General features: G+C 42.9%; 12 protein-coding genes and 1 pseudogene. 8 read left to right on the forward strand and 5 right to left on the reverse strand.

What is annotated here, in order from left to right; all coding sequences use genetic code 11:
* Positions 1-11: 11 nt before the first annotated feature.
* The 4 genes from H5164_RS11320 to H5164_RS11335 form a co-directional block, all read right to left on the reverse strand.
* On the reverse strand, positions 12-614 hold the full coding sequence (locus tag H5164_RS11320) for an SDR family oxidoreductase (protein ID WP_207891333.1): 603 nt from the start codon (positions 612-614) through the stop codon (positions 12-14).
* 54 nt (positions 615-668) lie between these two features.
* Positions 669-2045: an NAD-dependent succinate-semialdehyde dehydrogenase gene (locus tag H5164_RS11325; RefSeq protein ID WP_182756178.1), complete on the reverse strand. Its 1377-nt coding sequence runs from the start codon at positions 2043-2045 to the stop codon at positions 669-671.
* A gap of 907 nt (positions 2046-2952) precedes the next feature.
* Positions 2953-3927 carry a mechanosensitive ion channel family protein gene (locus tag H5164_RS11330; protein ID WP_182756180.1) on the reverse strand — a complete coding sequence of 325 codons (975 nt, stop codon included), beginning with the start codon at positions 3925-3927 and terminating at the stop codon, positions 2953-2955.
* Positions 3928-4452: 525 nt separating this feature from the next.
* Entirely contained in the window at positions 4453-5382 is a 930-nt protein-coding gene (locus H5164_RS11335) for an AraC family transcriptional regulator (RefSeq protein ID WP_182756182.1), read from the reverse strand.
* Positions 5383-5955: 573 nt separating this feature from the next.
* Between H5164_RS11335 and H5164_RS11340 the strand changes: the two genes are divergently transcribed.
* The 7 genes from H5164_RS11340 to H5164_RS19945 all read left to right on the forward strand — a co-directional run bounded on the left by H5164_RS11340 (position 5956) and on the right by H5164_RS19945 (position 12872).
* Complete coding sequence (locus tag H5164_RS11340) at positions 5956-6606, forward strand: carboxymuconolactone decarboxylase family protein (RefSeq protein WP_124018194.1); 651 nt, start codon at positions 5956-5958, stop codon at positions 6604-6606.
* A gap of 118 nt (positions 6607-6724) precedes the next feature.
* Entirely contained in the window at positions 6725-6910 is a 186-nt protein-coding gene (locus tag H5164_RS19940; RefSeq protein ID WP_207891334.1) for a hypothetical protein, read from the forward strand.
* A 253-nt stretch (positions 6911-7163) separates the two neighbouring features.
* A complete protein-coding gene (locus tag H5164_RS11350) occupies positions 7164-7910 on the forward strand; it encodes an SDR family oxidoreductase (protein ID WP_124018195.1) in 747 nt (248 codons plus the stop codon).
* A 192-nt stretch (positions 7911-8102) separates the two neighbouring features.
* Complete coding sequence (locus H5164_RS11355) at positions 8103-8972, forward strand: aldo/keto reductase (RefSeq protein ID WP_182756184.1); 870 nt, start codon at positions 8103-8105, stop codon at positions 8970-8972.
* A gap of 800 nt (positions 8973-9772) precedes the next feature.
* Entirely contained in the window at positions 9773-10879 is a 1107-nt protein-coding gene (locus tag H5164_RS11360) for an alpha/beta hydrolase (RefSeq protein ID WP_182756186.1), read from the forward strand.
* Positions 10880-11075: 196 nt separating this feature from the next.
* Entirely contained in the window at positions 11076-12281 is a 1206-nt protein-coding gene (locus H5164_RS11365; RefSeq protein WP_182756188.1) for an MFS transporter, read from the forward strand.
* A gap of 45 nt (positions 12282-12326) precedes the next feature.
* A complete protein-coding gene (locus H5164_RS19945; RefSeq protein ID WP_220487664.1) occupies positions 12327-12872 on the forward strand; it encodes a cyclophilin-like fold protein in 546 nt (181 codons plus the stop codon).
* On the opposite strand, the pseudogene H5164_RS20065 reads toward H5164_RS19945, so the two are convergent.
* Positions 12825-13054 (reverse strand): annotated as a pseudogene (locus tag H5164_RS20065) (hypothetical protein); the annotation flags it as partial. The gene H5164_RS19945 and the pseudogene H5164_RS20065 sit on opposite strands and share 48 nt — an antisense overlap.
* Before the next feature lie 288 nt (positions 13055-13342).
* On the opposite strand from H5164_RS20065, the gene H5164_RS19950 reads away from it, so the two are divergent.
* Positions 13343-13492: a hypothetical protein gene (locus H5164_RS19950; protein WP_182698577.1), complete on the forward strand. Its 150-nt coding sequence runs from the start codon at positions 13343-13345 to the stop codon at positions 13490-13492.
* The last annotated feature ends 676 nt before the right edge of the window (positions 13493-14168 follow it).

Here is a 14168-nt window from a genome sequence, read left to right on the forward strand (position 1 = left end):
CGACATTAGGGTTAGGCTGACTGCATATTCTGCGTCATACCGTCGTAACGGCCTGTAGTGGCGGCTTCCATCAGTACATGGGCCACATCTGCTCGAGACGCCTTGGCCGATTTGTCGACATTGTCACCCAGGATCACATCCGTGCTGCGGCCCTTGTTGGTCAGTGCTACAGGGCGCAGGATCGAGTAAGTTACTCCGGAAGCCTTGAGGTATTCGTCCGCTTCGTGTTTGGCATTCAGGTAAGGGGCCATGTCGCCGGTAGGGTTGGATTGATCTGCGCCGATCGAGCTGAGCATCACGAAACGCTTTACGCCTGATTCTTTCGCTTGATCAATCAGTCGCTTCGCGCCGTCCCGATCCACTTTTTTGGTCATTTCAGGGCCGGTGCTTCCTCCTGAACCTGCGGCAAAGATCACCACGTCCATGCAGTCGCACAGGCCGGTTTCCAAGTCGGTCAGGTCACCATGGCGTAGGTCTACGCCTTGGGGCAAAGAACTGGTATCCGAACTTTCGCGAACCAGCGCTATCGGCTTATGGCCCTGATCTATCAGGTACTGGGCCAGAAGCTGGCCCGTTTTGCCGGTGGCACCGGCGACAAGAATGTTCATGCTCATAGAGAAATCCTTAATGTTGAATGAAATGGGCAAAATTGTGGGTGTAAAGCCAGGTCAGGGCAGGAAAATCGACTTTACGTTGACGAACTCCTTGATGCCAAAACCACCGTGTTCACGTCCGTATCCGGAATTCTTTACCCCGCCAAAAGGCATATTCGGATCAGCAGCCCCAAACGAATTAATGCGGATCATGCCTGTGTCAAAGTCATCGCGTGCCAGTTTGAGGGCTCGTTCCTCATCCTTTGAAAAGATCCCTCCGCCAAGTCCATAGCGGCTTTCATTAGCCAGTCGCATGGCGTCCTCATCATCAATAGCGCGGATGATCGACGCGACCGGCCCGAAGATTTCATCGTCATAAGCGGGCATTCCGGGCGTAAGATTTGCCAGCACAGTGGCGGGATAATAGGCACCCGTGCGTTTTGGCACTTCGCCACCGCAGAGGATTTTTGCACCCTTGGCGACGCTGGCGTCCACTTGCTTCTTAACGGTGTCAAACTGCTCCTGGCTGGAAAGCGGCCCAAGCTGGGTATTCTTATCCATGGGGTCACCCATGTTGATTTTTTGCATTTGAGCGACGAAAGCCTCGACAAAGGCGTCATAGATCTTATCGGTCACGATGAACCGCTTGGCAGAAACGCAGGTCTCTCCGTTGTTGTAAAGTCGGCCCATAACCGAAAATTTTACGGCGGTTTCAATATCGGCATCCTCAAGCACCAGATAAGCGTCATTCGACCCCAGTTCTAGCACTGTCTTCTTTAACTCTTTGGCGGCCACAGCCCCGATGTGTCGCCCAGCGCCATCGCTACCGGTCATCGTGACACCACGGACCATTGGATGGGCTATCAGCTTGTCGCTGGTGTCGTGATCGATCACCAAAACCTGGAACAGGTCATCGGGCAAGCCGGCCTCAATACACAATTCACGCAAACGAAGTCCGGAGCCAGTGCAGATGCTGGCGTGCTTCAGAACACAGCCATTACCTGCCATCAGATTGGCTGCCAGTACACGGATCGGCTGGTAAAGGGGAAAGTTCCAAGGCTGGATTGAATAGATGACGCCGATTGGCTGATAACTGATGACGCCGCGTTTGCCGTTGAGTCCTTGCAGACGCTCTTCATCAGCCAGCGCTTCTGGTCCATTTTCAGCGGTGTAATCTAAGATCGCAGCACAGAGTTGAACCTCAACAAGACCATCTTTCAGGAGTTTGCCGGTTTCGTTGGTCATCAAGGCGGCCAATTCATCGGCATTGTTACGTAGTTTTTGACCGATGTTATTAAGATAGGTGGCCCGTTCCAGATGGGGTAGTTTACGCCATTGCAGAAATGCCCCATGGCAGGACTCAAGCCGAGCCGTCGCCTGCTTTTCGGTCATTATGTCGTAGGAATGGATTGCTTTTTCAGTCGTGGGATTAATGGTGGTGATTGTCGTCATGGTTGCTCCTTCCGAGTCTGATGGGCAAACGCCGTTGGCGCTAGCTTTGGTGTATTATCAGTCCGTTGGCGGGATCTGTCTGTTCGCTTGCCAACACTACCGTGTTGTAAACAGCGCCGAGTTCCTGCTGGTAGTGGAAAATGGCCCAAAGAAAAAAGCACATACTTGATCTATTCAGCATGGTCTGGTGTGTTGGTTTGAGGGTCATTGAACCCTATATTGGAGCAAGTCAATCGATTAGGCAGTTAGGATTTGCTAGTGCTAGGTATCAATTTTATCTGGTCAATCGACTAAAGAGCGCTAGGCCGGTATGTTGGCTTTTCCCCTTTTCTGTAAGAATGCGGCGGCCAGAGAACAAATTTGATGGTGCAATTCCCCTGGCGATATCTTGTTGTGAGGGGACTCGCATAGGCGGCAGTAAATTGCTTGGCGCTGAAATGAGCGGTGACGTTGGCATTGACCCAATTGCTGTAATGCCAGCAAAATAGTTTATCTTTGACCGCTTGATATGTTTTTCCTGTGTGGCAGGAAAAGATTAAGTGAACCACTGGACTCTCGAAAGTATTCAGTCCAATAATTATGTTATTTGTCGGATCAGTTATGCTATGTGTCGGATCATTAATGGCAAATGTGCGCATTCAATGAGTCAATATAAGCCTATTCGAGCGCTGATTATGCGCTTATATATACATACCAAAGAAAACTTGAACGTCGGCTATCTGAGTGTTACCGGCCTTCAAGCCGCCTGGAACCATAAGTGTACTCGTAGCAAAAGCCGATGGTCGGCTCTTTTTCCAGAACGCCAGGAGCGATCAGCCGACCTTCAACATTTTTGGCAGTCTAATTAAATTAGACCGATGCGACAAAGCTGACGTTTAGTTAATGAAAGTGTCTCTAATCCCTGAGATTACTTTTCATTTTCAGACGATGATGACTTCTGTGAGTCTGCTGATTTTTCTTCTGCCTTTTCTTCTGACGTTTCTTCTGACTTTGTTTTCGACAACATAGTATTGAGCTTTTCACCGCCCTTGGCGCCAAAATCCAATGTTCTGATCGGAAAGGGAATTAAGATATCAGCTTTTTCTAGTGCTTTTTTAATTTCTACCACCGCAGTATGTCGAGCTTTCATAAAGCCAGTGGTGCCTGGGTAATCGATCCAGAACCAGACCACTAAGTTTATACTGCTGTCTGCAAACCCCTTAGCAAACACGGCAGTTTGTTCTTTTTTGATAACAAAATCACAGGCGTTTATCGCTTCTTCTATAGCTTCAGCGGCCTTTTCTGGGTCGTCAGTGTAAGAAATACCAACGGGTACTTCGATTCGCCTGACCCCTGTAACCGTATAATTAGTGAGTACGTTTCGAAATAAGATTTTATTTGGAATCACTTCTATTTGGCCAAAAAACGTTTCGACTAATGTGTTACGCAAATTAATGGTTTTTACTGTGCCGAATACATCTCCTGCCTCAACCACATCGCCAATTTGAAATGGCTTACGAATACCCATAGCAATACCAGCAATAAGATTCTCTGCCATGTCTTGAAAAGCAAAACCAAGCGCTAGGCCAATAATACCTGCGCCTGCTAAGAGTGACGTTACGGTGCCGGTTAACCCCAAAAACTCTAGAGCAATAAATAGCCCTGTCAACAACACCAGCATCTTGATAATTGATGAAAGTAGATCGGCAATTTGTTCAGACTCTAAGGCTTTATGAAGCACTTTTCGAACGACTCTACCAACATATTTAGCCAGTAAGCCAAAAAACATGGCTAAGAGAAAGGCGACTATAAAATTTGGCAAGTGTTTAATGCCAGCTTCTAGCCAGCCTTGTAATTTTTCGTTAATTAGCTGCCAGAATTTGTCTAATACAGAGAGGTCCATTAATATTATTCCCACTATTATTTATCATCGTTCTTTAATGCAGATACAGCCCATGTATTGAGCTTTTCGAGTGTCGAGGAGAGGTAAAATAAAACGACATTTTTGACAAAATGAAAATCCATGTAGCCTCATATTTTCCATACTAACATCTCTTTACTATCCTCGAGGGAGTGAAAGTCAGCGCACTGTCTTCTATGACTTAAAAAAGCTCAGCATATGCTGTGGACAACAGAGCTTTTTACGCCGTCATCACCCGATGTTATTCGCCCAACGTTAAAGATGTCACAAGCTGAGTTTGCGCGGCGACTGGCGTAATTATGAGCACGTTGATGTTTCTCTATTTCCGAGGGGGAGTTTGGTATGATTTGTTAAGCTAAAAATATGTGTCAATAGCAATCGTGGGCTAGCCAAATATGGGAATATCGCTATTGATAAAACCAATTTTATCATTGCAAAAGAGTAGGTGAGTGCAAGAAGCACACATTGTTAAGTTAAGTTAAACCTAGCCTTTTTGGTTCTTTTTCTTTAAGCCTTTGCTTCTTGAGGCAGTCCAGTTTCGCGCAATGCTTTTGTATCTTTTAATGGAGACTCACCAAAAAAACGGCGGTATTCTCGACTGAATTGAGAGGGGCTTTCGTAGCCAACTTTGTATGTTGTCGTCGTCGCATCTAAGTTTTCGGTTAACATTAAACGACGAGCTTCATTCAAACGTAAACTTTTCTGAAATTGTAGAGGCGTCATAGCCGTTACTGAACGAAAATGACTGTAAAATGCAGATTGACTCATTCCACTGTAATCGGCTAGATCACTTACGCTTAATGGTTTAAAAAAGTTATTTCTAAGCCAATCAATTGCTTTAGATATTTGGTAGCTGTGGCTCTGAGTTGTGACGATTTGATTAAGCAGGATACCTTGCTCTGTCGTCAAAAGACGAAAAAAGATTTCTCTTTGAATTATGGGTGCTAAAGCTCCTATATTATCGCTCTCATCCAACAGATCTATTAGTCGAGTGAATGCGTTTAATAGCGACTCAGAAAGTTGTCCAACGGCAATCCCTTTTATGGTCTTTTTATCGTAGGAAAACAAATTCTTATTTTCAGCAATCAGCTCTGAAATAATTTGTAGATCCAGCTCCATAACCAGCCCGAGATAAGGATGCTCATCGCTTGCTTGCATAATATTAGCAATGACCGGCAAGCCAACAGATGAAACAAGAAAATGATTGGCGTCATAAATATAACTTTCATCACCTAATAGAACACGCTTCTTACCTTGAGCAATTAAACAAACACTCGGGTGATGAATATAACTCGTTGGCGCGGTAGTAGATGGCCATCGGGTTAATTTCAATCCTGGAATTTTAGTCTCGACCTGGTTAACGCCTTTTTCCATCCATTTATCAATTTGTCTCGCCAGCTTTTCAGTATTGGCAACTCTACTTTGTGAACCGTTCATCATCATCCTAGTGGCAATATATATCGTAATGTTTAGTTTTAACATTTGGAATTTGCATAAGCTAATCGCGCTGATTAAAGCACTAGGCTATTAGTACAAATCAAATCCATCAACCGGTTTATATTTTTGTTCATTTTACAGAGACTAACTACCATTAAGTGCTATTGACTCCGACTGATGGCGTTTTTAAATAAAATGATTAGGCAACTTTAGCTATTGCTAGGCTAGTAGCGCTGATTTTATAAACCTTAGCAAAAATAGATGTTCACACTTAAGGCATTGTACTTCTGCCAGGACCAAAACAGCCAATGACATTAATGACCACCACAAACCACCGACATTACCACTTATTCAATGCCAAAACTGAAAACAAAGCTAACTCATAGAGGCAAAAGTTGCCATATTATTTTATATGCAGGAATAGGCAATGATAAAAAAACTATAGGCAATAGTTCAGCAAATATAAATGATAAGTTAATCACATCAAAATTGAGCAGCTAACTTAGATGATTTATTTGATTATTTTTCAGAAAAGTCTCTTTCCTTACCATCAATTTAACAGCGATTTTATTTATGAATATAGCGTCAGTAACAGACTCGCTTGAACCTTCAGAGCAAGCCATTATTCCAATCGCGGCATTTACTGCAAGCGGTGATATAGAAAAGTTACAAGTCAGTTTACATGAAGGTTTGGATGCCGGCTTAACGATCAACGAAATTAAAGCAATCCTGGTTCAGATGTATGCCTATGCAGGCTTCCCCCGCAGTTTAAATGGACTTTCTGCGTTTATGAGTGTTGTGGATGACCGGAAAAAAACTGGCATGACTGACATTGTCGGCTCTGAGCCTAAGCCTTTACCTACAGACCGAACCAGCCTCGAGTTCGGTACTGAGAACCAGACCAAGCTAATTGGTGCTGAAGTTAAAGGGCCATTATTTGAATTCTCGCCTGAAATTGATACTTACCTGAAAGCTCACCTGTTCGGCGATATTTTCGAACGAGATTCCTTAAGCTGGAAGCAGCGAGAAATTGCCACAATAGCAGCTTTGGCTAATTTAAATGGTGTAAATAACCAGTTAAGTGCTCACTACACCTTTAGTATGAATAACCATGTATCTGTCAGTCAGCTCAACGAATTTATTCACATTATTGAAAAATATTGCGGCCCTCAGATTGCCGCAAATGCACTGCAAGTACTTAACTCTGTGCTTGACACTCAATAAGGTATAACAGACTCGACAAAGATTTATTTAACCCTAATTCTATCGTTTAATCAGGAGGCCATTTCATGAAAAAAATATTTCGTCGACTGTAAAAGCTAAATTACTCAATAGTTTGGAAGTGATATCGACCGCCAATGCTGAAGCCGATACTAATACAGAACAGACAGCTAATCATTCAAAAGACCATCAATCGTTTCAAGGCCCAGACCTCCTTTTTAGCGGCCAAGTTAACGTCGATATGTTATTCCCAGAAAATGACGTCACGAATTACAGTGGCATGGGGCTACAGCTGATGCTGCGATAAAACACCTTGTTATTACATCCTCAAAAAGAGGGTGGAAATGTTATCTGGAAAGAAAAAAGTAGTTAATGAGCAATACGCGACAGCTAGCTAATAAAATTGTACTGGTATCGTTAAATTCAGCTATCGCGTTAGAAATGCTAATACACAACAGCAGGTTACTTATGGTCATGAGGTCGTTGGCTATTACTGTTGAGAACCAAGTTTACATTAACAACAACCCTAATTTTTAAACTGCAAATGTTAAGGATTTAAAATGAGCAATAACGTAGAGAACAAAGTCATCGTAATTACTGGAGCATCAAGCGGTATGGGCGAAGCTGCAGCGCGTCACCTTGCTTCTATGGGAGCCAAAGTCGTTCTCGGTGCTCGCCGCGCTGATCGCATAGAACAATTGGTTTCAGAGATTAAAGCAAAAGGTGGTGAAGCACTCGCTCTGGCAACTGACGTAACCAACAAAAACGATGTTAAAAACTTAGTTGATGCGGCAATTAACACATTCGGACGCATTGATGTTCTTATCAACAACGCTGGAGTTATGCCTCTTTCGATGTTTGAAAGTGTCAAAGTGGATGAATGGGATCAGATGATTGATGTTAATATAAAAGGTGTTCTATACGGTATCGCTGCTGCACTGCCGCATATGATAGAACAGAAAGCTGGACACATAATTAACACAGCATCGGTCGCAGCTCATCTCATTTTCCCTGCATCATCGGTCTATTCTGCAACCAAATTTGCTGTTCGCGCATTAACCGATGGTTTAAGACAAGAAGTCACGCCACACAATATCCGTACGACTTTAATTAGCCCTGGCGCCGTCAAAACTGAGTTACTTGAGCATATTAGTGATAAAGAAGTGCAAAGTGCCAACCAAGATTATGTCGGCCAAGTAGGGATCCCAGCTTCTAGCTTTGCAGATATGGTTACGTTTGCAATTAGCCAACCAGAGTATGTTGATGTAAATGAAATTATTTTTAGACCGACGGCTCAATCTTTGTAACTCTGCCAATTAATCGCCAATATTTTAAGTTTAATTATTGGCGATTTTTATTAGCCAATATCGAGTAACCCTATCGCAACGATTACATACCGTAATTTGTTAACCTACTCTGAGAGAGACTAGTTCAAGATAATTGGCTGCATAAAATACATTTTCATCAAAATACAACCAACACAACGGAGGCGTTCTACTATGGAATATACGACACTAAATAATGGCTCTAAAATGCCCATGTTGGGCTTTGGTGTTTTTAAAGTCACCGATAAAGAAGAATGCAAAAATTCAATCCTCAATGCAATCCGTGTTGGCTACCGTCTTATTGATACCGCAGCCGTTTATGGCAATGAAGATGCCGTAGGTGACGCTGTACGTGAAGCAATTAAACACGGCCTCTGCACTCGTGAGGAGTTATTTATTACTTCAAAATTATGGGTACAAGACATGGCCAGCTTCGATACAGCGAAAGTTGGCATTGAGGCATCACTTAAAAAATCAGGCTTAGAATATTTCGATTTATATCTACTTCATCAGGCTATGAGCGATTATTTTAGCGCTTGGCGTGCAATGGAAGATGCGTACGAACAAGGTAAATTAAAATCTATTGGTGTATCTAATTTCTATGCTCACGTATTAACCAACTTTTGTGAAACGGTCAAAGTTCTCCCAGTGGTGAATCAGGTAGAAATGCATCCTTACTTTTCACAAGCTGCGGCCATTGAAACAATGAAGTATTACAATGTGCAGCCAGAAGCATGGGCGCCCTTAGGTGGCGGTCGCCATAAACCGTTTGAAGATGAAAAGCTTCAAGGCATTGCAGTAAAACACGGTAAAACTATTGCTCAAGTCATTTTACGTTGGAACGTACAACGTGGCGTCACTGTAATCCCTAAATCGATTAAACCAGAGAGAATTCAAGAGAATTTTAATGTCTGGGATTTCACGCTATCTGCTGATGAGATGGACAAAATCAATAGTCTAGATTTGGGTTACGTTGGTGAAGCTATCAAGCACTTCGACCCAGAATTTGTTCGCGCTTGTCTCGGTGTCAAAATTCACGATTAATCATGCCTCCATTATGACTGATTGAATCCAATATTGGGGCGGTTCATTTAACATTGAAAATATGACTAAACTGTTTGGGATTTCAATTGTTCGAGGATGAAAAGCCCAATAGTCTCACTTTTACAAATTAACCTGTGTTTTGCATTTGTTCCTTGGGATCTATTCTCTTGTTATCAAAATAGTGACTCATGCGCCACTTACTCGATGAGTTTCTGCTCGACATTGTTTGAGGGTAATTTTTAAATTCATGTGGATACGTCAGGCTTTGTCCGTTGTCGCTTTGTTGATTGAGCCAATGAGTGCACAACAACGAGATCTCTAGCTTCAACAGTATTAAGGATAAAGTCGAATTGTCATTTATCGACGATACAAGATAATTTTTTGATTCGCCCAGTGCAATCTACCTCGAAAACGTTTTTGTTCGGTAACCTTGCTTTGATCAGTCGGTGTACAACCGAGCTCTCTGTTTATACCTTTTGTCCAGTGGTCACTTATTGAGCCGTTATTAAAGCTTTGCGAATGTTGATTTTTCAATAGTCGCTTGAGTCAGTGCTTATATTAAGTGAAATGCTAGTTTTTTGGAGTATCAAGCAATTAATTAGCAGGATCTTACTAACAAAACATACGCAAAAACTGCAAAACTAAACCCTCGAAAGACTCTCAATCTAAGCGCTATTAATCAAGGCTGGGTAAATCAGATACAGCCTATGAACAATTACTTAAAGGTGATGTTAACTACCGTTTTGTGAGCGTGAGCTCAACAGTCTCAGCCAAAATTTTAACTTGTCCGGAGAATAACCATGGATATACATACTGAAACGACCAAGATTACTACTGAACAAGATATGCCTAATGAAGGACGTCGCAATATGATGAAGATGACTGGTGCAGGTATTGTTGCGCTAGGGGTTGCCTCGCTAACCACTGGCCAAGCTTTTGCTCAATCATCAATTGCACTAACCGATGAGTGGGACAAAAAATTTGCTAAAAGTGACAAGGTCGATCATAAAAAAGTCACTTTCAAAAACCGCTATGGCATAACCCTTGCCGCTGATCTTTATCAGCCGAAAAACAGCACTGGCAAGCTGCCTGCTATCGTCGTAGGTGGCCCTTTTGGTGCGGTGAAAGAGCAATCATCGGGTCTGTATGCGCAAATAATGGCAAAACAAGGCTTTGTCACCCTTGCTTTTGACCCCTCATACACAGGTGAAAGTGGCGGCGAACCTCGCAATATTGCCTCGCCAGACATCAATACGGAAGACTTTAGCGCTGCGGTAGATTGTATTGGTATGCAAGCCAATGTGGATCGTGAACGCATCGGGATGATCGGCATTTGTGGTTGGGGCGGTATGGCATTAAATGCCGTCGCGGTCGATAAACGTGTTAAAGCCGTTGTAGCAAGCACTATGTATGATATGACGCGTGTTATGTCAAAAGGCTATAACGACAGTGTTACCCTAGAACAACGCACACAAACTCTAGAGCAACTGAGTCAGCAACGTTGGCAAGATGCAGAGAAAGGCACACCAGCCTATCAGCCGTCTTACAACGTGTTAAAAGGCGGCGAAGCGCAATTTATGCTCGACTATCATGATTATTACATGACACCACGAGGCTACCATCCACGTGCGGTCAACTCAGGTAACGCTTGGTCACAGACGACGCCATTGTCGTTCATGAACATGCCTTTATTGACCTATATTTCTGAGATTTCTCCTCGTCCGGTGTTGTTTATCCATGGTGAAAAAGCCCACTCGCTCTACATGGCTAAAACAGCCTATGAGAATGCGTCTGAACCAAAAGAGTTGATGGTTATTCCAGGCGCAAGCCATGTTGATTTATATGATCAAGTGGATGTCATTCCGTTCGAGAAGCTCACAAGCTTCTTCAAGCAACACCTCGCTTAATAAATAGTGGGGTATTTGAAGTGAGATGAGAAGGGCACAAGGTAAACCTTTTGCCCTATTAACTAATGAAGTCAATCCGCATCATGTTTAATGCCCACACTTACGATTTAGTTAACTAAGCAGTATTTCCTAAACCATGTGGGCTATTTGAGCACGCATAGCACTTTTGTAAAACCGAGGCGTAACTAAAAAATCTATGAAATCCACTACATCTGATACCTATGATGGAACACCCTCTGATACGGCAAATACTACCGCTCACTGGAGTGGCGTTTTTGCAATGTCTTTATGCGTATTCACGCTTATCGCCTTCGAATTTATGCCAGTTAGCCTGCTAACTCCCATTGCCAGCGACTTACAGATCACTGAAGGAATGGCTGGCCAAGGTATTGCAATATCCGGCGCCTTTGCCGTGCTAACCAGCTTATTACTTCCTACGCTGATCGGCACCATGGACCGCAAAAAGTTAATGTTAATATTAACTGTTTTGATGGGGATCTCTGGAACCATTGTAGCGCTGGCTCCAAACTACCTAACTTATATGCTTGGTCGCGGAGTCCTAGGCGTAGTCATTGGCGGATTCTGGTCAATGTCAGCTGCGATGGCTATTCGATTAGTGCCGCCTAATAAAGTCCCTAAAGCATTGGCTGTTTTCAATGGAGGTAATGCGTTAGCAACGGTTATCGCTGCGCCATTGGGCAGTTATTTAGGCTCTTTTATAGGCTGGCGTGGTACCTTTTTAGTGCTTATTCCTATCGCGCTCATTACCTTGATATGGCAATGGCAGGCATTACCTGCAATGAAAACTGAGGTGAGCTCTTCAGGTTCCAAGAATATTCTTAAGGCACTTAACAATCGTGCTGTTGCCTATGGCATGGCTGGATGCGGTGCTTTCTTTATGGGGCAGTTTGCATTATTTACTTACCTGAGACCCTTCCTTGAAACTGTCACCCATACCAGCGTATCTACATTATCTCTGCTGTTGCTTACCATTGGATTTTCAGGGCTTATCGGCACGTTAATCATTAGTACAATCTTAAAACGCACTTTATATGGTTTGCTTGTCGGCATTCCTGCTTTTATGGCGATGATTGCCGTCGCACTGATCCCCTTCGGCAACAATGTACTCATTGTCGCAATACTACTTGCACTGTGGGGACTGGTTGCAACCGCGGCACCTGTTGCGTGGTGGACTTGGCTTGCGCAAGCGATGCCAAATAATGCTGAAGCCGGTGGCGGTTTGATGGTGGCAGTAGCGCAATTATCTATTGCCCTAGGCTCTACTGTCGGAGGAATACTTTTCGATGCAGATGGCTACCAAAGCACTTTTATTGCAAGCGCAGCAGTATTACTCATTGGCGCTTTTCTGGCGTTTCAAGCCTATCGCACACGAGTACACTAAAATATATCCGTCTATTCAAACAATAAAATTTACGAGGCCGCTATTATGAATAACCCTGTTGCTGTCAACATACATAAGGTCAACACCTTATTCATAATAGCGCCTCATCAGCGCTTAGCATTCATCAAACCAATTGGGCTATTAGTACTGTTTTTTTTAACACTCGGTAGCAGCTATGCAACTGAGTTAACGGCAAGTCCTATCGCAACTAAACACACAGCCATTAAACTGGAGAGTTCGCATATGTGGATAACCATAGGAGATCATCGTTTCAAAGCAACCTTAGCCAACACCAGCGCAGCACGTGAATTTGCTGCCATGCTACCACTGACTCTCGACATGGACGATCTTAACAGTAACGAAAAGCATGCCGAGTTACCAAAATCATTATCAACTGATCCGTATCAACCTGTGACGATCAACAATGGCGATCTGATGCTGTGGGGCTCTCGCACTATGGTTGTATTCTACAAGAAGGTTAATACCTCATACTCATACACGCGTATTGGGCATATCGATGATACTTCAGGCTTGTCGCAACAATTAGGACAAGGTGATGTCACGCTGATATTTACAAAATCGGCCAACTAGTTTCAATGCTTTTCTGTCGGTTTTATCTTTCAATACACACAACATTTCGTTAATACAAGAATCGCAACCGGTTTTTTGGCGAAACAAGTGTAACGTCTGTAAATAATAAACCAATGATGAACATCCACTTTAAACTCACTCGGCACCAGTTTAAGCATATTCAGTTCAACTTGATCGACATTTTACCTGAGGCGAATTTGTTAAGCCGCCTAGTTGGGTGGTGTGGAATGACGACAAAAGATAGTTTGAGTTTGAGCCTCACAATAAAACCATGATTTTTGAAAATTGAGCTGTTTAAAAAGGCTATGGTGTAAAAATCGCTGAGTTAATTAATGGTTAGTTTGGTGCTGGGACTGTTCACTATAATTGGGTGCATGTTTATAAAGCAGTAAAGCGCCGAGTACTGATTGGTAAGCTCAATGCCAAAGTAGGGGCGGGATTACGTTCTTGAAGACAACTACCCGCCATTGATGAATAAAGCTGAGGTTAATTATTTAGTTGCTGACGGGTCTAAGCGCGGCGCCACTAAAGACTCACAAAAGTTTGTTGGCATATTATCTGGTATTGATGTGTTTAAGTGTCGCAGTTACGGTAAGTCGCTAGGCTCTCATAGTATTTAACGTAATAAATGTATTGATAAAGTGAAACGTAGTCATTGAGGCTTTATATATTGCTAAGTCACCACCAAAATCAGCATTGCCTATATTAGAGCGTGTATTCTTATGAGCTGCCCAACCAAACATGAGAGTTTACGTCGGCGGGCTAGCAGTCCTACCTGCATAAAAATTCACCTTCTTGCGCAGGGTATTGGCCAGAGAACCATGTATTTTCACTTTTTGCTCAATATTTTACATCTGGTTTATTATCGTTTTGGTCGGAATAAATAATTGCTTGTCCATTTTCAAATCTTACCCAATCAGGTACTTCAAAGTTAAGTGGTTTATTAGCCGTATATAGGGCAATTACTGCATCTGCGTCATACCGACTTGTTAACAATATTCAATAGTTATTAGTTTGTTTATTGAAAAATACTCCAGGATCATGAAAACAAAGTCGCTATAAGATCCTGTACCAATCAAGGGGTAGTCAATATCAATCACTCGAACAAAACTGAGCATTTATAGCCAAACAGACACAGACTATTTATGTGTTACTAAACGGCGCCATGGCGATTTATTGCCGGTTAAGGGTAAGCATTACTATAATTTAGGTTATTCCACAAACGTCTATAACACTGTTTTTGCTCTATATTACTTCTTATTGGCGCTTGGTTATCAACTTTGTCTTAATAAATCA

This window comes from Shewanella sp. SG41-3 (assembly GCF_014164545.1).
Lineage (GTDB): Bacteria > Pseudomonadota > Gammaproteobacteria > Enterobacterales > Shewanellaceae > Shewanella > Shewanella vesiculosa.